Source organism: Pseudomonas asgharzadehiana, from assembly GCF_019139815.1.
GTDB classification, from domain to species: domain Bacteria; phylum Pseudomonadota; class Gammaproteobacteria; order Pseudomonadales; family Pseudomonadaceae; genus Aquipseudomonas; species Aquipseudomonas asgharzadehiana.
On the sequence record NZ_CP077079.1, the window covers coordinates 4,239,109 to 4,258,180 of the forward strand.

Sequence of the window (19,072 nt, forward strand, 5' to 3'; positions counted from 1 at the left end):
GGTTCAGCCCCGCCGACTGGCGCGTCGGCTGCGGTACGTGTCGAGGACCACCGCAATCACGATCACCGCACCGGTGATGATGCGCTTGGTAGGTTCTGTAGCACCGATCTGCGCCAAGCCAGCGGCCAATACCGAAATAATCAACACCCCAAAGAACGTGCTGATCACCGAACCGCGTCCGCCCATCAGGCTGGTGCCGCCGATCACCACCGCCGCAATCACTTGCAGCTCCAGGCCGGAACCGGCATTCGGGTCCGCCGCTTCCAGGCGCGATATCTGGAACAACGCTGCCACGCCGGCCAGCAGGCCCATCAGGCTGAACACCAGGATCTTGTATGGCTTGGGGTTGATCCCCGCCAGGCGCACGGCTTCCTCGTTGGTGCCGATGCCGATCAGGTAACGACCAAACACCGTGCGGGTGAGTACCAACTGGGCGACGATGATCACCAGCAAGGCGATGATGAACGATGGCGAAATACCGAAGGCAATCGGGTTGGACAGCCAGGCAAACGAATCACCGATATACGCCGTGCGCGAACCGGTCATCTGGTACGCCACGCCCCGCGCCATTTCCAGCACGCCCAGGGATACGATAAACGACGGAATTCGCCAGGCCACGGTGATCGACCCAGTGATGGTGCCGGCCAACGCGGCGCAGCCCATGCCAAGCACAGCAGCCGGCAACACGCTCCAACCCCAGCCAAGAATCGCCACGCTGACCGCCGACGCCGCCAGCGCCAGCACCGAGCCCACCGACAGGTCAATCCCGCCGATAATCAGAATAAAGGTCATGCCCACCGCCAGTACCATCAGATCCGGGATCTGGTTGGCCAGGGTGCTGAAGGTGTCATAGGACAGGAAGTGATCGCTGAGCACCGAAAACAGCGCGATCATCGCGAGTAAAGCGCCCGCCAACCCCAGGTAAGTACCCAGGCCGTAGAAGTTGCCGCCGGTTTTGCCGGGGGATGTTGTGGTTTTCATGGGGTATTCCTAGGCGCGGCTTCGTTGAGCAGCGCATCACGTTTCTGATAGCCGGCAAACGCGGCGGCGAGCAATTCGTCCTGGGTCCAGCTGTCGCGCTCGAAGGTTTCGATCAGGCGCCCGGCGGACAGCACGCCGATGCGATCACAGATCAGCATGAGCTCACGCAGGTCACTGGACACCACCACCAGCGCTTTGCCCCGGCGGGTCAGCTCGCCGAGCAAGGCATAAATGTCGAACTTGGCCCCGACGTCGATGCCGCGAGTGGGCTCGTCGAACAGCATCACCGAGCAGTCACGCTCCAGCCAGCGGCCGATCACGACTTTCTGCTGGTTGCCGCCCGACAGTTCCGACACCAATTGCGCCGGGCTGGAGCTGCGGATGCGCATGGCGTCGATCTGACGCTTGGCCAGGGCCGTTTCATCGCGACTGTTCACCACGCCGCCGCCGGAAATTTCCGGCATATTGCCCAGGGCGATATTGGCGCTGATGGATTGGGTGAGCAGCAGGCCTTCACCTTTACGGTCCTCGGTGATCAAGGCGATGCCATGCCCTACTGCATCCACCGGCGAGCGAATGCTCACCACCTCGGCCGCAGGCCCCAGGGCCACGGTGCCGCTGTCCGCCAGGTCGGCACCGAAGATCAGGCGCAGTAACTCCGTACGGCCCGCGCCAATCAGGCCGGAGATGCCATAGATCTCACCGGCACGCACTTCAAAGGACACGTCTTGGACTTTATCCGAGCGGCTCAAGCCTTTGACCGTCAGGGCCGGGCCGCCAATCGTGCGGGGGCCCAGGTCGATGTGCTCACCCAGCTCGCGACCGACCATCAAGGTCACCAGTTGCTCGCTGTTGTAGTTGGCCATCGGCTCAACGCAGACCAGCTTGCCGTCACGCAGTACCGCAATGCGCTGGGCGACACGGGCCAGCTCTTCGAGCCGGTGCGAAATATAAATGATCGCCACGCCCCGGGCCTGCAGACGGGTGATTTGCTCAAATAGCATTTCGACTTCACGGGCAGTAAGCATCGCCGTGGGTTCGTCGAGGATCAGCACATGGCAGTCGCCGATCAGGTTGCGGGCAATCTCGACCATCTGCTGGTGGCCGATGCCCAGGCTGCCGACCAGAGTGTCCGGGTCGATGGCATCCAGGCCGACCTGGGCCATGGCCTCGATCGCGGCCTTGCGCAGTTGCTTACGGCTGATCCAGCCACAGTGGCTGGGCAAGTTATCCAGGAACAGGTTTTCGGCAACGGTCAGGGTCGGTAACAGGTTGAGTTCCTGCATGACCATACGCACGCCTAGCGCTTCGGCCTGGGTACGGCTAGCCGGATGATAGTCCTGGCCATTGAATTGCATGTGCCCGGTAGTCGGCGTGACCAGCCCGCCGATGATCTTCGACAAGGTGCTTTTGCCTGCGCCGTTCTCACCGGTCAGCGCCAGCACTTCCCCGCGGTTAAGCGTGAGGGTGATGTCAGAGAGAACCGGCTGGGCATAGGTTTTACCGATACCGCTGACCGAGAGGACAGCGTTCGGGGCGGAAGATGACATAGGAAAATCTCCAGGCGTCCGCTCAGGGCGAGCGGACGCTGTTGGGTGCTGCCAGGATTACTGCTTGATGACGAGTTCGACCGGGGTTTCGATCACGCCGTCGTTGGCATCGACTTTCTCACCCTTGACCAACTTAAGCGCGTTCTGGATACCGAATACGGCTTGTTGCGCAGCCGCCTGGTCGGCGGTGGCCAGCACGCGGCCGTCCTGCAGCATTGGCTTGATGGCTTCGATGTTGTCGTAGCCCACCACCAGCACTTTGCCCGCCTTGCCCGCCGCACGCACGGCGGAGACAGCGCCCAGCGCCATGTTGTCGTTACCCGCCAACAAGGCCTTGAGGTCCGGGTATTCGCTGAGCATGGCCGAGGCAACTTTCTGGCCCTGGTCGATTTCCCAGTTACCGGACTGGGTAGAGACGATCTTCATGCCGGCCGCGTCCATCGCATCCTTGTAGCCTGCGGTGCGCTGCTGGGCGTTGGTGGTGGTCGGAACCCCTTCGATGATGCCGACCTTGTCACCTGCCGCCAGTTGCTTGGCCAGATAATCGCCCACCAGCTTGGAGCCTTTGCGGTTGTCCGGACCGACAAAAGGGATCTCGAGTTTTTTGCTTTTCAGTACGTCCGGGTCCAGGCGGTTGTCGATGTTAACCACCTTGATACCCGCATCGGAGGCTTTCTTCAGCACCGTGACCAGCGCCTTGGAGTCGGCAGGCGCGATGACGATGGCGTTGACCTTGGCGAGGATCATCTGGTTGACGATGTCGATCTGCGCGCTGGTATCGGTCTCGTTCTTGATGCCGTTGGTGATCATGTCGAAATCGGCGGCGTGCTCTTTCTGGTACGCCTTGGCACCGTCCTGCATGGTCACGAAAAATTCGTTGGCGAGGGATTTCATCACCAGGCCGACCTTGGGCTTGGCGGCGGTGTCATCGGCGAATGCCGAGGAAAGAGGTAAAGCGGCGGATGCGGCAGCAAGCACAGCGACAGCAAGAAGACGTGCAGCGAATGGCAGCTTCATGGGTTCACTCCGATCTTATGATTATTGTGAGCAACGCTTGCACCGAAAGACGCTTCGGCAGCCCCCCACCCGGGAGGCTGGTACGAGTGATCACAGGGCTCAGGGAGCATCCAGCGAAACATCTCGCAAACGTTTGCGTTATTCAAACTATGCGAACCTTGTCGAGATTTGTCAACGGTAGAACACTGCCTTTCATGCAAGGCCTCTGGCGCCTGCCTTGGCGCCCCGTGCTGGCCCCCCCTTAAACAGCCAGCGCTCGCCATGATTTTCTGAAACGCCGTTTTTTTCGAGCCTTCCAGGATTTTTTTGTCATATTTTTCGGACAACCGAACGCGACACTTCAGGTTGTTCGGAAAGCCGGACGACGGTTCGGCCAGAAGCCTGTTGAAAACACTGAAAATCCTTACATATCAAATAGTTAATTTATATTCATAAATACCATCAGCCTGGTACAGATCCTGCTCCTAACAGGCGCCTCGTGGCATTCAGCACCGCCCGGGTGTTCTAGATGAACCGGCTACAGCACTCATCAAAAACCAGAGAGAAAAATAATGAAATCTGCATTGAAGAACTTTGTCCCGGGCGCATTAGCCCTTCTGCTGCTGTTCCCCGTTGCCGCCCAGGCAAAGGAAGTTGAAGCCAAGACCAAACTGTCCAACGTAGTGATCCTCGCTACCGGCGGCACCATTGCCGGCGCTGGCGCCAGTGCGGCCAATAGCGCCACCTACCAGGCGGCCAAAGTCGGTATCGAGCAGTTGATCGCCGGTGTGCCTGAACTGAGCCAGATCGCCAACGTGCGCGGCGAACAAGTGATGCAAATTGCATCCGAAAGCATCAACAACGAAAACCTGCTGCAACTGGGTCGCCGCGTCGCCGAACTGGCCGACAGCAAAGACGTTGATGGCATCGTGATCACCCACGGTACCGACACCCTGGAAGAGACCGCCTACTTCCTGAACCTGGTGGAAAAAACCGACAAGCCTATCGTGGTGGTCGGCTCCATGCGCCCGGGCACCGCCATGTCGGCCGACGGCATGCTCAACCTGTACAACGCCGTGGCCGTAGCCGGCAGCAAGGACGCGCGCGGTAAAGGCGTGCTGGTGACCATGAACGACGAGATCCAATCGGGTCGCGACGTCAGCAAGATGATCAACATCAAGACCGAAGCGTTCAAAAGCCCATGGGGCCCATTGGGCATGGTAGTTGAAGGCAAATCCTACTGGTTCCGCCTGCCGGCCAAGCGTCACACCATGGATTCGGAATTCGACATCAAGAACATCAAGAGCCTGCCCGATGTCGAAATCGCCTACGGCTACGGCAACGTGAGCGACACCGCCTACAAGGCCCTGGCCCAGGCTGGCGCCAAAGCCATCATCCACGCCGGTACCGGTAATGGTTCGGTGTCGTCCAAAGTCGTCCCTGCCCTGGTGGAACTGCGCAAGCAAGGCGTGCAGATCATTCGCTCTTCCCACGTAAATGCCGGCGGCATGGTGCTGCGCAATGCCGAACAGCCAGACGACAAATACGACTGGGTTGCAGCCCTTGACCTGAACCCGCAGAAAGCGCGGATTCTGGCAATGGTCGCCCTGACCAAGACCCAGGACAGCAAAGAGCTGCAACGGATGTTCTGGGAGTATTGATTCGCGCTGACACCTCTGTAGAGGCGGGCATGCCCGCCTCTACCTTCCTCGCTTCCCGCCCTATCCCACTCTGCGTCCTACGCCAAGCCTCCCAATTCGCTGTCAGACGAACTTCTTGAGTTTTAAGTAGTTGCGAAATCGCCCGCAGTTAAATACTGTATGTGCGTACAGCTTATTAAGGAATACCCCGTGGCAAAGTCCTCTTCCGCAGCGCCTACCCCGCCTGATGCCTATGAGCGCCTGGCTATTCGTGTGCAAAAGATCATCAACTCCACCAACGCCCAAAAAGCCAAGGCCGCGTTGATTTTCCGTCTACCGGACGAGCCCGAGGATGAGTGGCAGCGTTTGCTGGAGGAAATTGCAGAGAACGACAACGTTACCCTCGCTTATCGCGACGATGGCGGCGTGCAGATTTTCTGGGTTGTGCCGAAGGAAGATTGATTCGATGAGTGCCCGTTTTATTGCTCTGTGCTGCCTGTTTTTTGCCATTACCGCCCACGCGCAGGCGCCCCGAACCTTCAGCGAAGCCAAGAAAGTCGCCTGGAAGCTCTATTCGCCGCAGTCCACCGAGTTCTATTGCGGCTGCAAATACACCGGCAACCGCGTGGACCTGAAGGCCTGCGGTTATATCCCCCGCAAGAACGCCAGCCGCGCCGCGCGCATCGAGTGGGAGCATATTGTTCCGGCCTGGCAAATCGGGCACCAGCGCCAATGCTGGCAGAACGGTGGGCGCAAGAACTGCACGCGCAATGACAATGTGTTCAAGCGCGCCGAAGCCGACTTGCACAACCTGGTGCCGAGCATCGGCGAGGTCAACGGTGACCGTAACAATTTTAGTTTTGGCTGGCTGCCGGTGCAAAGCGGGCAGTACGGCTCCTGTCTGACCCAGGTGGACTTCAAGGCCAAGAAGGTCATGCCGCGCCCGTCCATTCGCGGGATGATTGCGCGCACGTATTTCTACATGAGCAAACAGTATGGCTTGCGCCTGTCGAAACAGGATCGCCAGCTGTATGAGGCCTGGAACAAGACCTACCCGGTACAAGCCTGGGAGCGCCAGCGTAATCAGACCGTGGCGTGTGTGATGGGGCGCGGCAATGAATTTGTCGGCCCGGTGAACCTTAAAGCCTGCGGTTGAACATGGGCGGCGCCGCCGCCCAATCGGCCTGTTACTGCGCGGCCTTGTGCTCGATAATTTCGGAGACGGTGTCGTTTTTCTTGGCGCGGGCCATTTTTTCGTTCAGCAGCGTCTGCTTGGCCTCGGCCTCGGCCCTGGTGGCGAATGGGCCCAGCAAAACCTCATCCTTGCCGTCGACCTTCACGATATAGAAGTTGAAACCGTGTTCGAGCAACCAGGCGGTCAGGTCGGTGATTGCCTGCAACTTATGATCAGGCGGCCCTACCCGCAGGTCCCATTCCTGGGCGGCAATTGCGCCGGTTTGTGGCTGGCTTTCGGTCGCGGCGGGCTTGGCCTTGGGGGCATCGACAGGCTTGCCCTCACCGCATCCGGCCAATGCCAACACCGCCATTGCCATCGCTACTTTACGCACTACCCTGCTCCTTCAACGGATAAAGAGGCGACTTTATCATTCACTGTCTATTCTGGCCGTCATAAACGTTGGCTTAAACAATGCGAATGATGTATCCCAGACCTGTATGATGCCGCCACGGGAATTAATGCCGCCTCTATGCGTCCTAAAAGAGGCAGTCACAGGGACGCGCTTAGCAGTAAGCTACATACATCCGACACCAGCCCTGTCTGAAACATGTGTCCTTAAAAGTAATCAAGGAGAAGTCCATGCTTATACTCACCCGCAAAGTCGGTGAAAGCATAAACATCGGTGATGACATTACTATCACCATCCTGGGCGTCAGCGGCCAGCAAGTACGAATCGGCATCAACGCACCCAAGGATGTTGCCGTGCATCGCGAGGAAATCTATCAGCGCATCCAGGCTGGCCTGACCGCTCCGGACAAAAACCAGACGCCTTGAAGCGCCCTCAGTAGCCAGCCCTTTCGTTCACTGTAACGGCTGGCGAAAACCCCTCCGGACTGTCCTTGTTTGTGTTGCGCGGTTCGCAGCGCCCTTTATTTCATCCGCGCCCCAAGATGAAACTGTCTTCACGCCCGGAACTTGTCGCGCGCTCTACGGCCGAATCCCCTGACTGACATCCTGCCACTCGTGCGCATTCTGGCGCGCGTCGATGAGGCCCACTGCCGTGCAGCCATTTCTCCCCAGATCCTGGGTGATCACCCTGCTGATAGGGCTGGTATTTGTCGGTTTGGAGTATGGCCTGAGGCTCGAAGTAGAAGGCACAGGCGCCGCGCGCTCGCCGCTGGACCTGGCATTGCTGCTGTGCGGCTATTTGTTCATATTCTGCCTCAAGCCCATCCAGAAGGCCGTGCAGCGTAAGCTGTGCCAGCGGCCCGGGCCAAAAAAAGCAGGCCGAGCCCGATAACGCGGCTCGGCCTTTTTGCGTCAGCCCGTCGTGTGTTGCAAACGCAGCAAGCCATCGGCGTCGCGCTGCACCTGCAACTGCCCATACCCCTCAATCGACGGATGACGCGTGACCATAGGCACAGAGTGCGTCGACGTCACGACCATCACATCCGCCCCCGCTGCCTCCCCGGCTCGAATGCCCACCGCAGCGTCTTCAAATACCAGGCAATCTTGCACCGACACCCCCAAGCGTTGCGCACCCAACACATAACAAGCGGGGTTCGGCTTGCCGATAGCCACGTCTTCGGCGGTAACCAGCGCTGCCGGCGCCGCGATCCCCGCCGCTTCGAGCCGACGTAGTGCCAGCTTCCGGGGCGCAGAGGTCACCAACGCCCACTGATCAGCGGGCAAGCGCTTTAAAAATTCGATGGCCCCGGGAATCGCCACGACGCCCCGCACATCCTTGATTTCAGCCTCGGTAATCCATTGCGCCTCAACTTCAGGATCCACGCCGGGCAGGGCCTGGCGCGTGATGGTATCGATTGCGCGGGCACCATGAATGGTCTTCAGGAACGCCGCCACATCCAACCCATGGCGTTCAGCCCAGATGCTCCACACTCGCTCGGCGGCGGCGATGGAGTTGAGCAGGGTTCCATCCATATCGAACAGGAAAGCGCGGTAACGGCGGGCAAAGACGGCTGAACCTCGGATGGACACTGCGGAGCTTCCTCGTGAGCTGAAACGAATAATCGGCCCGATGCAATCTACGGATCACCCCACGACTTGTAAACGCTGCGGGTGTGTCGCGCCGCCAATCATTACGAACTTGTCATCATCCTGTTGGCCGGCTGTTCGGGTGCACTGGTTACCGTGAGCGCACTGCCATGACCTGGCAGCCCCCCTTTTTAAACGAGAGACCGCCATGAAACTGTTAACCCTCGCCATTGCCGCGCTGTTGGCCACCGGCCCGGTATTTGCTGCTGACCAGAACACTGTTATCCACGACAAGACCGGCTTTTTCGTGCATCTGGACGTGGCCAAAGTGCTGTCGAGCAGCGACACCAACGGCCAGTGCGGCATCGTCCCCGCCCGGCTCGACTACCTCGACCACCAGGGCCGCGAACACGTGCTCGACTATCAGGTCCAGGGCACCGGCTGCGCCAGTGACAATTGATCGGGCTACACTGGCGCCACGTATTGAATCAGGGCATCTCCCATGAACATCCTCGTAGTCGAAGACGAACCCAAGGCCGGCAACTACCTGCTCAATGGCTTGCAGGAATTGGGCTACTCCGTAAGCCTCGCCCGGGATGGCGTGGACGGCCTGCACCTGGCCCTGGAAACGCCGTTCGACGTGATCGTGCTGGATGTGATGATGCCGAAAATGGACGGTTGGGAAGTGCTGCGCCGCCTGCGCAAGGAAACCGACACGCCGGTACTTTTCCTGACGGCGCGCGATGATATTGCCGACCGCATCAAAGGCCTGGAACTGGGCGCCGATGATTACCTGATCAAGCCGTTTTCCTTCGCCGAACTGGTGGCGCGCCTACGCACCCTGACCCGTCGCGGCCCGATCCGTGAAGAAGAGCAACTGCACATCGCCGATCTGCAAATCGATGTGCTCAAGCGTCGCGTCACCCGCGCCGGCACGCGCATTACCCTGACCAACAAGGAGTTCGCATTGTTGCACCTGTTCGCCACCCACCAGGACCAAGTGCTCTCACGTTCTCTGATCGCCTCCAGGGTCTGGGACATGAACTTCGACAGCGACACGAACGTGGTGGACGTCGCCGTGCGGCGCCTGCGCCTTAAAGTCGACGACCCGTTCCCGCTCAAGTTGATCCACAGCGTGCGGGGCATCGGCTACCGCTTCGATACCCAGCCATGAGCACTCGTCGGCATTATTCACTGACCCTGCGCCTGGCGCTGATTTTCGCGCTGCTCGCCTTCGCCCTGCTGGCAACACTGGGGGTGGCGTTGTATCGCGAGCTGGAGCGCGAGTTGATCCGCCGCGACGACGCCCAGTTGATCTCCCGTGTGGACCAGTTGCGCAACTTGCTCAATGACAGCAACACGCTGGACCTGATCAAGACCAAGCCGGAATTGTTCCAGAACATGTTGGGCAACCGTGAATCAGTGCTGAGCATCGCCGCGCCCGGCCAAGCGCCGCTGCTACTGGTAAACCCCGCCAATATAGACTTGCCGACAATCAAACCGGTGCCCAAGGATCACGTGCTTGCGCTAAGCGATGTGCAGCATCTGCCAGGCCTGAATGGCGTGCCCTTCTCCACTCTCGCCGCCTCCATCGACTCCGGCGACCTGGGCAGCCTGCAAGTTACCAGCGGGCGCCTGATGACCGAGCGCACCGCCATGCTCGCCAGCTACCGGCTCAGCGTTTATATCCTGGCGAGTATCGCTGCAGTTATTCTCGCGCTGGCAGGCTATCTACTGGTGTATCGCGGCCTGCTGCCGTTGAGGCGCCTGGCACGACATGCCGAGAATATTGGCGTAGGCAACCTCGCAGAACGCCTCGACAGCCACGGCGCGCCGAAAGAACTGCTGCCGATGATTGACTCGTTCAATACCATGCTGGAGCGCCTGGCCAAGGGCTTTGTGCAACTGGGGCAGGTGGCCACCGACATGGCCCACGAACTGCGCACGCCAATCAACAACCTGCTGGGGGAAACCCAGGTCGCCCTGCAACAGCCGCGCAGCATCGAAAACTACCAGCAACTCCTGGCCTCCAACGTCGAGGAGCTGGAGCGCCTGGCGCGAATGCTCGACAACATGTTGTTTCTGGCGCGCACCGACCCGGCCAGCGCCCTGCGCCAACGCCAGGAACTCAGCGCAGCCGATGAAGTGCAACGCATCGCCGATTACTTTGAAGGCTTGGCGAGCGACGTAAACATCAATATTCGCGCCGAAGGGAAAGGTGTGATCTGGGCTGAACCGATGCTGCTGCGTCGGGCCCTGGCAAATTTGTGCGCCAACGCCATCAAATACGGGGCGCCGAACTCCGAACTGGTGATCCAGGCGGTTCCAAACGCTGAAGGCATTCAGTTGTGCGTCAACAACCAGGGTGAAACCATCCCCGCCGAGCATTTATCGCGGCTGTTCGAGCGGTTTTACCGGGTGGACGAATCCAGGGAACGGTCGGCCCACTCCAACGGGTTGGGCCTGTCCATTGTGGCGACCATCATGCAGTTGCATAACGGCCGCTACAGCGTCAGCAGCGACGAAGGCATGACGCGTTTCGAGCTGTTTTTCCCTGGGCGTAAAGCACAGGAAGCATCGGCTCAATCAAAGGCGCCATTGAGCACTTCGTAGATAATGCCTGTCGCGACAGCCACCAATATCAGGTCGGTGCCCGCCTGCTGCCACTCATACCCGTCGTAACGGGGCAACTGGCCCAATAAACGGCCATCGAGTTTTTTGGCAATACCCGGTGGCAGCGGCTTGCCGCGCGCCAGGTTCTTCTGGATACCCGGCGGTAAAGACGGCCCCGGGCTCCAGTAGTCGCGATACCCCCCCAACACATTCAGCACGCTGCCGCGATCAACACTAGGGCCGTGGCTGCTCGACCCACCTTTGCCTTTGGGCTTGTCATGGCCCTGCCCGCCTTGGCTATTGCCTTTATTGTTACCTTGCCCCTTGCCATTGCCTGGATCAGCCAGCGCCATGCCGCTCCCGGCAAACAGCACAATCGACAGCGCAACAGACACGACCTTCAACGATTTGATCATGACGATAATCCAAGGCCGGGACGTGATTGAACTGTAGTTGAAGTTGATGAGTAATGCGCCACGTCAACTCACCTGGCCGCCACCTTCGACCACATCCACCGGCGTGTTCCACGCCGCCGACACTGCGCTACGCAGCCCATCTACCAAGGTAGGCAACGCCATCGACGATTGACTGGGCACATGGATAAACCCACTGCGCACCTCTGAGCCCGTCAGCACATGTTGCAAACGGTAGAACACCTGATTGCAGACAAAGGTCCCCGCCGTCTGCGACACCGACGCCGCAATGCCCGCCTCGCGCACCGCCCTGACCATGGCCTTGATCGGCAGCGTCGAGAAATAAGCCGCCGGACCACCGGCCACAACCGCCGTGTCGACGGGCTGCTCACCCAGGTTATCGGGGATGCGCGCGTCGTTGATATTGATCGCTACCCGCTCGATGGATATCTCGCTGCGCCCGGTTGCCAGGCCTGTGGCAATCACCATTGCCGGACGCAACTCCTCGATCAGCTTCACCAGGCATTCGCCCGCGGTGGTGAACGCGCAGGGCAACCTACGCGCGACGATTGTCACCTGTTCGTCGATTTTAAAACCATCCAGTCGGCGCGCAGCCTCCCAGGACGGGTTCACCGAGTCTTGGTCAAAGGGCTCGAAGCCCGTCAGCAATACCGTTCGCATCCCGGCCTCACATCAACAGATAAAGCAGCACGATATTGACCACCAGCATCATCAACGCTGTCGGCAACTGCGCCTTGATCACCGCGTTCTTGTCCGGCAACTCCAGCAACGCCGCCGGCACGATATTGAAGTTGGCCGCCATTGGCGTCATCAGGGTACCGCAATAACCGGAAAACATGCCGATGGCGGCCATTACCGCCGGGTTACCGCCGTAGATGCCCACCAACACCGGCACCCCGACCCCGCCGGTCATCACCGGGAATGCCGCGAAGCCATTGCCCATGATCACGGTGAACAGGGCCATGCCCAACACATAGACCATCACGGCCACCAACTTGTAATCCAGGTTGATATAGGTGGTGGTGACGTGCGCAACGGCCGTGCCGACCCCGGCTTCGTTGAACAACAACCCGAGCATCGCCAGCATCTGCGGCAGCACCATGGCCCAGCCCAAGGCCTCAGTGAGGCGACGCGACTCGCGCAAGGCTTGCACCGGTGTGTCGCGGGTCAGCCAACAGGCCAGGCCGAGGGCGATCAGGCAACCGATGCCAAGCGAAACAAACGTGGTGTTTTTCGGGTCCAGCAGCGGCACGCCGCCGATCTCGGTGTGCTTGAGCACTACAGAGCCGATCACCGTGGTCAGCGGGATGGCCAAGGCCGGGATAAACAGTTTGTGCCCCAGGCGCCCGGCACTGGCGCGGGAGGCCTTGTCATGCAACTCGGCATGGCTACCGCGACCGACACCGCCCAATCCTGCGATCAACGCCATCACCACCACGCCCACGCCGATGGCCACCGATGGCAGCCGCTCCCCGACCAGGAACGGGATCGCGAACAACAGCCAGAACAGTGCGCTGGACCAACGTTTAGGATGGGCGCGATCCATCAGGATCATGCCTGCGGTAATGAGCAGCAGCACGCCGGCAAGCCAGTACAGGTATTGAATGGAGATAATCATTGCGCAGCCTCCACGGACGTCGCGGCGGGCGTCAGCTCGCGGGTGAGCCTTCGATCAAAGCGATGCAAGCGGATCGCGTGGATAATAAACGCACAGATCGCCGTGGGAATCCCCCACACCGCGATATGCAGCGGCTCGACATCAATCCCCGAACCCAGAAGAAAGGTGTGCATCAGTGCAATCGCACCAAAGGCCACAAAGATATCTTCGCCAAAAAACAGACCGACGTTGTCCGTCGCCGCGCACATGGCCAAGACCTTGTGGCGCAGCTTGTCGGGCAGTTTGCCGTAGCGCTTTTCAGCGGCGCCTTCGGCCATCGGCGCGAGCAACGGGCGCACCATCTGCGGGTGCCCGCCCAGGCTGGTCAAGCCCATGGCGGCCGTGGATTCGCGCACAAACAGGTAGATGATCAACAGGCGCCCAACCGTGGCGCGCTCAAATCGTGCAATCCAGTTCTGCGCATGCAGGCGCAGCCCATGGCGCTCCAGCAAGCCGATGACCGCCAGGGGCAGTAACAGGATCAATTGCAGGGCACGGGTTTGAAGGAAGCCATCACCCATGGTGGCGAGGATTTTTTCCAGCGGGAAATGGGCGGCAAGCCCGGTGGCGATAGCGGCGGCGGTGACCACCAACAGCGGATTGAAGCGCAAAACAAAGCCAACCACGATCACAAGTACGCCGATCAACGGCCATAAGTTCACAACAGTTTGCATGGCGATGAAGTCCTTAAGTGCGCGCTGCGGCGCCATTACAGCAGGATGTGAACAAAGGGTTCACAGCAGGAAGTGGCGTGCAGTCGGCTCGGTTTTTTATTGTTGACCCGTAAGGGCGAGCGTCAGTGGCGGCAACTTTGCTGCCTGGAAGCGGGAGGTGTCCAACAAGAAAAATTGTTGCTGTGAACCAATAAATTTTGTCGGCGCAAGGCGTCAGCGCTAATTGAACGGTGCCGGCTTGAACAGCAGAGGCCGGGCAAGACTAATGGCACGCCGATCTTGCATCGCACGCGCGCAGTCATCAGGATGGCGCACTGTTTTCAAGATCTGCGAAAGGCCAAGGCATGAAGCTACTGCGTAAATGGCGCGAACATCAGGAACGCAAAGCGTTACGGGCAATGACTGCGCTGGAACGTTCCACCCAGAAATTGCGTAACCGTTACCCGAAGTACAGCTTCGGCCTGGGCACCTATGGTGATGTGAAAGTCCACGACTGGAATGAAGGCACCACCCTGCGCGTAGGCGCCTATACCTCTATCGCAGGCGATGTCGAAGTCTATCTGGGCGGCCACCATCGCACCGATTGGCTCAGCTGCTATCCATTCCCGGCGAAGATCAAGGCGCTTGCTCACATCACCGACTTCGGCGGCAGCAACGGCGACGTCAGCATTGGCAACGATTGCTGGATAAGCTCCCATGCCATCATTTTGTCTGGCATCACCATCGGCAATGGCGCAGTGGTCGCGGCCGGTTCAGTGGTAACAAAAAACGTCGCGCCCTACTCCATCGTCGGAGGCAACCCGGCCAAGCACATCCGCTGGCGTTTCGATGAACCGACTCGCCAAATCCTTGAACAATCCGCCTGGTGGGAGTGGCCCGAGGCGGAGGTTCGCGCAGTGGCCCATCTGCTCTGCAGCAGCGACATCGAGCCTTTCGTCGAGTACCTCAAACAGCGGGCTCGCTGATTTCACTGGGAATACACCGAGCGTCCCTCTTGAACCGGCCTCAGCACGAGGTCGGGTTGGCAAGGAGGATGCAGAGCTGGCGTTCTGAGGTGGGATTAGCAACGTTTTGCAAATCGCAGACAGCAAAAAGGGGTCACCGTTTCCGATGACCCCTCTAGACCGCCCAGCAGAGCGGATTTTGTTTGGTAGGCGCGATTGGACTCGAACCAACGACCCCCACCATGTCAAGGTGGTGCTCTAACCAACTGAGCTACGTGCCTGCTGTGAGGCGGCATTCTACGGAATTGCGCAGGGGTGTCAACCTCTTTTTTGCAGCTAAGCCTATGAATATGCGAATTTTTTATTTGCAGCTGGCACACCCGCCTTTTCCGGGTGGCTGGCAGGCAATTTTCAACTGAGGTAGGATCTGGCCACTCGTAAAAAATATAAAACAGAGGTTCCAGGATGGCGAACACCCCCTACCCCCAATCGTATTACGCCGCTTCCGCGAATGCCGTTCCGCCTCGCCCGACGTTGCAAGGCGACGTCGAAACCGATGTCTGCGTGATCGGCGCCGGCTATACGGGCTTGTCCAGCGCGCTGTTTCTGCTGGAGAACGGTTTTCGCGTGACGGTACTGGAAGCCGCCAAGGTGGGCTTTGGCGCGTCGGGCCGCAATGGCGGGCAGATCGTCAACAGTTACAGCCGCGATATCGATGTGATCGAGCGCAGCGTCGGGGCTCAGCAAGCCCAACTGCTGGGGCAGATGGCGTTCGAGGGCGGCAGGATCATTCGCGAGCGGGTCGCCAAGTATCAGATCCAGTGCGACCTGAAGGACGGCGGCGTGTTCGCCGCGCTCAACAGCAAGCACATGGGCCATCTGGAGTCGCAGAAGCGCCTGTGGGAGCGCTACGGCCATACGCAGCTGGAGTTGCTGGACGAACGCCGTATCCGCGAGGTGGTGGCCTGCGACAATTATGTCGGCGGCCTGCTGGACATGAGTGGCGGGCATATCCACCCGCTCAACCTGGCGCTCGGTGAAGCGGCCGCGGTGGAGTCGCTGGGCGGCACGATCTATGAGCAATCGGCGGCGGTGCGTATCGAGCGCGGCGCCAATCCGGTGGTGCACACCGCCGAGGGCAAGGTCCGGGCCAAGTTCATCATCGTCGCGGGCAATGCCTACTTGGGCAACCTGGTGCCGGAGCTGGCGGCCAAGTCGATGCCGTGCGGCACACAGGTGATCACCACCGCGCCACTGGGGGACGAACTCGCCAGGACGCTTCTGCCGCAGGATTACTGCGTGGAAGACTGCAACTACCTGCTCGACTACTACCGCCTTACGAGCGACAAGCGCCTGATCTTCGGCGGCGGCGTGGTGTACGGCGCGCGCGATCCGGCGAATATCGAGGCAATCATCCGGCCGAAAATGCTCAAGGCCTTCCCGCAACTCAAGGATGTGAAGATCGACTACGCCTGGACCGGCAATTTCCTACTGACCTTGTCGCGACTGCCGCAGGTGGGTCGCCTGGGTGACAACATTTACTACTCGCAGGGCTGCAGCGGCCATGGCGTGACCTACACGCACCTGGCAGGCAAGGTACTGGCCGAAGCATTGAGAGGCCAGGCCGAACGTTTTGACGCGTTTGCCGACCTGCCGCACTACCCGTTCCCGGGCGGGCAACTGTTGCGCACGCCGTTTGCGGCGCTGGGGGCTTGGTACTACGGCTTGCGGGACAAGTTGGGGTTCTGACACTGCCAAGGGGGCCGGCTCGCCGGCTCTCGCAACACATCACCAAATCGCAGACACAAAAAACCCCGGTCTTTCGACCAGGGTCTTTGCTATCGGATCAAAGCAGCCAATGGCTTTCTTTGTGCTTCAAGGCGTTCAGTGGGCCTTGAGGCAGATATGGCGCAGCGGACGGGACTCGAACCCGCGACCCCCGGCGTGACAGGCCGGTATTCTAACCGACTGAACTACCGCTGCGTATCGCTTGACTGGCTGAGCGTAAACCCTCAACCGTCTTTAAACGTCTGACCGAGCAACCTTGGCTGTTCGATCTCAAGCCCGATAACTCGAACCTGGAAAATATGGCGCAGCGGACGGGACTCGAACCCGCGACCCCCGGCGTGACAGGCCGGTATTCTAACCGACTGAACTACCGCTGCGCGTCGGTGCAACCTTTAACGTTGCGTCTTGCCCAAGGGCAAAACTCTCAAGAAGTGGTGGGTGATGACGGGATCGAACCGCCGACCCTCTGCTTGTAAGGCAGATGCTCTCCCAGCTGAGCTAATCACCCTTTGCTTCGTTGAGGCCGCGAAATTTACGCAGGTAGCAGACCTAAGTCAATAGCCTGCTTGAAGTTTTTCTGAAAAAGACAAAATTGCTTCAAGACCGCTGCCGGCCCTACTCGCTGTAAATCATCTTCTTGCTCATGCCGCCGTCCACCACAAACTCCTGCCCGGTCACAAAGCCCGCCTGGCGCGACAGCAGCCACGCCACCATCGCAGCCACGTCCTCGACTGTGCCCACCCTGCCCGCCGGATGCTGGGCGTGATCTGCGTCGGTCAAAGGCTCGGCACGCCGTGCGGCAGGATCACGCGCATCGATCCAGCCAGGGCTGACGGCATTGACCCGCACCTCCGGCCCGAGGCTGATGGCCAGCGCGTGCGTCAAGGCCAACAAACCGCCCTTGCTCGCCGCATAAGCTTCGGTGTCCGGCTCCGATTGACGGGCCCGCGTCGATGCCAGGTTGACGATCGCGCCGCCGTGGGCACGCAGGTAAGGCGCGCAGTGCTTGGCCAGCAACATCGGCCCACTGAGGTTCACCGCCAGCACGCGATTCCAGTAGGCCAGGTCAAGGCTTTCCAGGGTGATATTGCGCGGGTCGGCCACCGCCGCGTTGCACACCAACGCATCCAGGCGGCCAAACTGCCCGAGCACTTCGGCAACGCCTTGGGCGACCTGCTTCTCATCGGCCACATCCATGGTGATGAACCAGGCGTTTTCACCCAGCACCTTGGACACCTTGGCACCGCGCTCGCGGTCCAGGTCGGTCAACACCACTTGCCAACCTTCACTGATCAACCACGCCGCGATCCCAAGGCCAATGCCTCGCGCAGCGCCTGTCACCAGCGCGACGCGCCCGTTAGTGGCCGCCGCGGCTTCCATGGACCACTCGATCACAACGCCGCCAACCCGCGAGCCAGGTCTGCCTGCAGGTCAGCCACGTCTTCCAGGCCCACCGCGATGCGGATCAGACTGTCACGAATACCCGCCGCCTCACGCTCCTGCGGCGCCAGACGGCCGTGGGAAGTGGTACTCGGATGGGTAATCGTGGTTTTGCTGTCGCCCAGGTTAGCCGTGATGGAGATCAGGCGCGTCGCATCGATAAAGCGCCACGCCCCCTCTTTGCCCCCCTTCACTTCGAAGCTCACCACCGCGCCGAAACCACGCTGCTGGCGCTGCGCCAATTCGTGTTGCGGATGGCTCCGGAGCCCGGCGTAGTGGACTTTTTCGATGGCGTCCTGCTGCTCCAACCACTCGGCCAGGGCCTGGGCATTGGCGCAATGGGCTTTCATGCGCAGGCTCAGGGTTTCCAGGCCCTTGAGAAAAATCCAGGCGTTGAACGGGCTCAAGGTCGGGCCGGCGGTGCGCAGGAAGCCCACCACTTCCTTCATCTGCTCGCCACGACCGGCCACCACACCGCCCATGCAACGGCCCTGGCCGTCGATGAACTTGGTGGCCGAGTGCACCACAACGTCCGCGCCCAGCTTCAGCGGCTGCTGCAACGCAGGCGTGCAGAAGCAGTTGTCGACTACCAGCATGGCGCCCTTGGCATGAGCGACTTCGGACAACGCAGCGATATCCACCAATTCAGCCAGCGGGTTCGAGGGCGACTCGACGAACAACAATTTGGTGTTGGCCTTGATCGCCGCATCCCAACCGGACAGATCGGCCAAGGGCACGTAGTCCACTTCGATGCCGAAGCGCTTGAAGTACTTCTCGAACAGGCTGATGGTCGAACCGAACACACTACGCGACACCAGCACATGGTCGCCGGCACTGCACAGGCTCATCACCACCGCCAGGATCGCCGCCATGCCGGTCGCCGTCGCCACTGCCTGCTCGGCACCTTCCAGGGCCGCGATACGCTCTTCGAACGCACGCACGGTCGGGTTGGTGTAGCGCGAGTAGACATTGCCCGGCACCTCGCCAGCAAAGCGCGCAGCCGCATCGGCTGCCGTGCGGAACACGTAGCTGGAGGTGAAGAACATCGGGTCGCCGTGCTCACCTTCAGGGGTCCGGTGCTGGCCTGCGCGCACAGCCAGAGTATCGAAAGCTACGCCATCGAGGTCGCTGTCCAACCGACCGGCATCCCATTCCTGACTCATGCTGCCACTCCTTGCTCAAT

21 protein-coding genes and 4 tRNA genes are annotated in these 19,072 nt (G+C 60.2%); 10 read left to right on the top strand and 15 right to left on the bottom strand.

The features are described from left to right. Positions 1-3 precede the first annotated feature (3 nt). Genes KSS96_RS19125 through KSS96_RS19135 form a run of 3 tightly spaced genes read right to left on the bottom strand, consistent with a single transcriptional unit; the run spans position 4 to position 3,548 of the window. Positions 4-981: an ABC transporter permease gene (locus KSS96_RS19125; protein ID WP_017528200.1), complete on the bottom strand. Its 978-nt coding sequence runs from the start codon at positions 979-981 to the stop codon at positions 4-6. Beyond that, complete coding sequence (locus KSS96_RS19130; protein WP_065877641.1) at positions 978-2,531, bottom strand: sugar ABC transporter ATP-binding protein; 1,554 nt, start codon at positions 2,529-2,531, stop codon at positions 978-980. The genes KSS96_RS19125 and KSS96_RS19130 overlap by 4 nt, the downstream gene beginning before the upstream one ends. Positions 2,532-2,588: 57 nt before the next feature. After that, positions 2,589-3,548 (bottom strand): sugar ABC transporter substrate-binding protein, encoded by a 960-nt coding sequence (locus KSS96_RS19135; RefSeq protein ID WP_017528198.1) that lies wholly within the window; start codon positions 3,546-3,548, stop codon positions 2,589-2,591. Positions 3,549-4,099: 551 nt separating this feature from the next. Here KSS96_RS19135 and KSS96_RS19140 point away from each other — a divergent pair. The 3 genes from KSS96_RS19140 to KSS96_RS19150 all read left to right on the top strand — a co-directional run bounded on the left by KSS96_RS19140 (position 4,100) and on the right by KSS96_RS19150 (position 6,323). Continuing rightward, positions 4,100-5,188: an asparaginase gene (locus tag KSS96_RS19140; protein ID WP_017528197.1), complete on the top strand. Its 1,089-nt coding sequence runs from the start codon at positions 4,100-4,102 to the stop codon at positions 5,186-5,188. Positions 5,189-5,377: 189 nt separating this feature from the next. After that, on the top strand, positions 5,378-5,629 hold the full coding sequence (locus KSS96_RS19145; RefSeq protein ID WP_017531144.1) for a DUF1654 domain-containing protein: 252 nt from the start codon (positions 5,378-5,380) through the stop codon (positions 5,627-5,629). A 4-nt stretch (positions 5,630-5,633) separates the two neighbouring features. Beyond that, on the top strand, positions 5,634-6,323 hold the full coding sequence (locus KSS96_RS19150) for an endonuclease (protein ID WP_017531145.1): 690 nt from the start codon (positions 5,634-5,636) through the stop codon (positions 6,321-6,323). A 31-nt stretch (positions 6,324-6,354) separates the two neighbouring features. Here the strand turns inward: KSS96_RS19150 and KSS96_RS19155 are convergent, their stop codons facing one another. Beyond that, the gene (locus KSS96_RS19155; protein ID WP_017531146.1) at positions 6,355-6,720 is read right to left on the bottom strand and encodes an SPOR domain-containing protein; all 366 of its coding nucleotides are present in this window, start codon (positions 6,718-6,720) and stop codon (positions 6,355-6,357) included. Between the two features lie 263 nt (positions 6,721-6,983). Between KSS96_RS19155 and csrA the strand changes: the two genes are divergently transcribed. Together csrA and KSS96_RS19165 are read left to right on the top strand one after the other, a co-directional pair. Continuing rightward, a complete protein-coding gene (gene csrA / locus KSS96_RS19160; protein ID WP_003192511.1) occupies positions 6,984-7,178 on the top strand; it encodes a carbon storage regulator CsrA in 195 nt (64 codons plus the stop codon). A 211-nt stretch (positions 7,179-7,389) separates the two neighbouring features. Beyond that, positions 7,390-7,644 carry a hypothetical protein gene (locus KSS96_RS19165; protein WP_065877643.1) on the top strand — a complete coding sequence of 85 codons (255 nt, stop codon included), beginning with the start codon at positions 7,390-7,392 and terminating at the stop codon, positions 7,642-7,644. Between the two features lie 20 nt (positions 7,645-7,664). On the opposite strand, the gene KSS96_RS19170 is transcribed toward KSS96_RS19165, so the two are convergent. Next, entirely contained in the window at positions 7,665-8,342 is a 678-nt protein-coding gene (locus tag KSS96_RS19170) for an HAD-IA family hydrolase (protein ID WP_017531148.1), read from the bottom strand. A 205-nt stretch (positions 8,343-8,547) separates the two neighbouring features. On the opposite strand from KSS96_RS19170, the gene KSS96_RS19175 reads away from it, so the two are divergent. The 3 genes from KSS96_RS19175 to KSS96_RS19185 are packed head-to-tail and all read left to right on the top strand — an operon-like array spanning position 8,548 to position 10,952. Beyond that, entirely contained in the window at positions 8,548-8,799 is a 252-nt protein-coding gene (locus tag KSS96_RS19175; protein ID WP_017531149.1) for a DUF2790 domain-containing protein, read from the top strand. Positions 8,800-8,841: 42 nt separating this feature from the next. Then, the gene (locus tag KSS96_RS19180) at positions 8,842-9,513 is read left to right on the top strand and encodes a heavy metal response regulator transcription factor (protein ID WP_065877645.1); all 672 of its coding nucleotides are present in this window, start codon (positions 8,842-8,844) and stop codon (positions 9,511-9,513) included. Then, positions 9,510-10,952, top strand: coding sequence for a heavy metal sensor histidine kinase (locus KSS96_RS19185; RefSeq protein ID WP_217855212.1), 1,443 nt, complete (start codon positions 9,510-9,512; stop codon positions 10,950-10,952). The genes KSS96_RS19180 and KSS96_RS19185 overlap by 4 nt, the downstream gene beginning before the upstream one ends. Here the strand turns inward: KSS96_RS19185 and KSS96_RS19190 are convergent. From KSS96_RS19190 to KSS96_RS19205, 4 genes are all read right to left on the bottom strand, one after another. Continuing rightward, positions 10,922-11,368, bottom strand: coding sequence for an anti-virulence regulator CigR family protein (locus KSS96_RS19190; protein ID WP_217855214.1), 447 nt, complete (start codon positions 11,366-11,368; stop codon positions 10,922-10,924). The two genes, KSS96_RS19185 and KSS96_RS19190, sit on opposite strands and share 31 nt — an antisense overlap. A gap of 63 nt (positions 11,369-11,431) precedes the next feature. Continuing rightward, the gene (pcp, locus tag KSS96_RS19195; protein ID WP_017531153.1) at positions 11,432-12,046 is read right to left on the bottom strand and encodes a pyroglutamyl-peptidase I; all 615 of its coding nucleotides are present in this window, start codon (positions 12,044-12,046) and stop codon (positions 11,432-11,434) included. A gap of 7 nt (positions 12,047-12,053) precedes the next feature. Then, positions 12,054-13,004, bottom strand: a complete 951-nt coding sequence (locus tag KSS96_RS19200) for a DUF979 domain-containing protein (RefSeq protein WP_017531154.1) — start codon at positions 13,002-13,004, stop codon at positions 12,054-12,056. Beyond that, positions 13,001-13,717 carry a DUF969 domain-containing protein gene (locus KSS96_RS19205; RefSeq protein ID WP_017531155.1) on the bottom strand — a complete coding sequence of 239 codons (717 nt, stop codon included), beginning with the start codon at positions 13,715-13,717 and terminating at the stop codon, positions 13,001-13,003. The genes KSS96_RS19200 and KSS96_RS19205 overlap by 4 nt, the downstream gene beginning before the upstream one ends. A 344-nt stretch (positions 13,718-14,061) precedes the next feature. Between KSS96_RS19205 and KSS96_RS19210 the strand changes: the two genes are divergently transcribed. After that, positions 14,062-14,682, top strand: coding sequence for a CatB-related O-acetyltransferase (locus KSS96_RS19210; RefSeq protein WP_017531156.1), 621 nt, complete (start codon positions 14,062-14,064; stop codon positions 14,680-14,682). Between the two features lie 183 nt (positions 14,683-14,865). On the opposite strand, the gene KSS96_RS19215 is transcribed toward KSS96_RS19210, so the two are convergent. Next, a tRNA-Val gene (locus KSS96_RS19215) sits at positions 14,866-14,942 on the bottom strand. A gap of 184 nt (positions 14,943-15,126) precedes the next feature. Here KSS96_RS19215 and KSS96_RS19220 point away from each other — a divergent pair. Further along, complete coding sequence (locus tag KSS96_RS19220) at positions 15,127-16,410, top strand: NAD(P)/FAD-dependent oxidoreductase (RefSeq protein ID WP_017531157.1); 1,284 nt, start codon at positions 15,127-15,129, stop codon at positions 16,408-16,410. Between the two features lie 157 nt (positions 16,411-16,567). Here the strand turns inward: KSS96_RS19220 and KSS96_RS19225 are convergent. The 5 genes from KSS96_RS19225 to KSS96_RS19245 form a co-directional block, all read right to left on the bottom strand. After that, positions 16,568-16,644: transfer RNA gene (locus KSS96_RS19225), tRNA-Asp, on the bottom strand. 105 nt (positions 16,645-16,749) lie between these two features. Beyond that, positions 16,750-16,826 (bottom strand) — tRNA-Asp (locus tag KSS96_RS19230). A 55-nt stretch (positions 16,827-16,881) separates the two neighbouring features. After that, positions 16,882-16,957, bottom strand: a tRNA-Val gene (locus KSS96_RS19235). A gap of 107 nt (positions 16,958-17,064) precedes the next feature. Continuing rightward, the gene (locus tag KSS96_RS19240; protein ID WP_020379919.1) at positions 17,065-17,829 is read right to left on the bottom strand and encodes an SDR family oxidoreductase; all 765 of its coding nucleotides are present in this window, start codon (positions 17,827-17,829) and stop codon (positions 17,065-17,067) included. Positions 17,830-17,840: 11 nt separating this feature from the next. Further along, positions 17,841-19,052, bottom strand: a complete 1,212-nt coding sequence (locus KSS96_RS19245) for an O-succinylhomoserine sulfhydrylase (protein ID WP_065877647.1) — start codon at positions 19,050-19,052, stop codon at positions 17,841-17,843. Between the last annotated feature and the right edge of the window lie 20 nt (positions 19,053-19,072).

Excerpts from the sequence above, each read along its gene's own strand:
- KSS96_RS19220 (WP_017531157.1), top strand. The coding sequence starts at position 15,127 with ATGGCGAACACCCCCTACCCCCAATCGTATTACGCCGCTTCCGCGAAT.
- KSS96_RS19190 (WP_217855214.1), bottom strand. The coding sequence starts at position 11,368 with ATGATCAAATCGTTGAAGGTCGTGTCTGTTGCGCTGTCGATTGTGCTG.
- KSS96_RS19210 (WP_017531156.1), top strand. The coding sequence starts at position 14,062 with ATGAAGCTACTGCGTAAATGGCGCGAACATCAGGAACGCAAAGCGTTA.
- KSS96_RS19200 (WP_017531154.1), bottom strand. The coding sequence starts at position 13,004 with ATGATTATCTCCATTCAATACCTGTACTGGCTTGCCGGCGTGCTGCTG.
- KSS96_RS19130 (WP_065877641.1), bottom strand. The coding sequence starts at position 2,531 with ATGTCATCTTCCGCCCCGAACGCTGTCCTCTCGGTCAGCGGTATCGGT.
- KSS96_RS19150 (WP_017531145.1), top strand. The coding sequence starts at position 5,634 with ATGAGTGCCCGTTTTATTGCTCTGTGCTGCCTGTTTTTTGCCATTACC.
- KSS96_RS19135 (WP_017528198.1), bottom strand. The coding sequence starts at position 3,548 with ATGAAGCTGCCATTCGCTGCACGTCTTCTTGCTGTCGCTGTGCTTGCT.
- KSS96_RS19165 (WP_065877643.1), top strand. The coding sequence starts at position 7,390 with ATGAGGCCCACTGCCGTGCAGCCATTTCTCCCCAGATCCTGGGTGATC.
- KSS96_RS19205 (WP_017531155.1), bottom strand. The coding sequence starts at position 13,717 with ATGCAAACTGTTGTGAACTTATGGCCGTTGATCGGCGTACTTGTGATC.
- KSS96_RS19245 (WP_065877647.1), bottom strand. The coding sequence starts at position 19,052 with ATGAGTCAGGAATGGGATGCCGGTCGGTTGGACAGCGACCTCGATGGC.
- pcp (WP_017531153.1), bottom strand. The coding sequence starts at position 12,046 with ATGCGAACGGTATTGCTGACGGGCTTCGAGCCCTTTGACCAAGACTCG.
- KSS96_RS19180 (WP_065877645.1), top strand. The coding sequence starts at position 8,842 with ATGAACATCCTCGTAGTCGAAGACGAACCCAAGGCCGGCAACTACCTG.
- KSS96_RS19140 (WP_017528197.1), top strand. The coding sequence starts at position 4,100 with ATGAAATCTGCATTGAAGAACTTTGTCCCGGGCGCATTAGCCCTTCTG.
- KSS96_RS19125 (WP_017528200.1), bottom strand. The coding sequence starts at position 981 with ATGAAAACCACAACATCCCCCGGCAAAACCGGCGGCAACTTCTACGGC.
- KSS96_RS19175 (WP_017531149.1), top strand. The coding sequence starts at position 8,548 with ATGAAACTGTTAACCCTCGCCATTGCCGCGCTGTTGGCCACCGGCCCG.
- KSS96_RS19240 (WP_020379919.1), bottom strand. The coding sequence starts at position 17,829 with ATGGAAGCCGCGGCGGCCACTAACGGGCGCGTCGCGCTGGTGACAGGC.
- csrA (WP_003192511.1), top strand. The coding sequence starts at position 6,984 with ATGCTTATACTCACCCGCAAAGTCGGTGAAAGCATAAACATCGGTGAT.
- KSS96_RS19185 (WP_217855212.1), top strand. The coding sequence starts at position 9,510 with ATGAGCACTCGTCGGCATTATTCACTGACCCTGCGCCTGGCGCTGATT.
- KSS96_RS19155 (WP_017531146.1), bottom strand. The coding sequence starts at position 6,720 with ATGGCAATGGCGGTGTTGGCATTGGCCGGATGCGGTGAGGGCAAGCCT.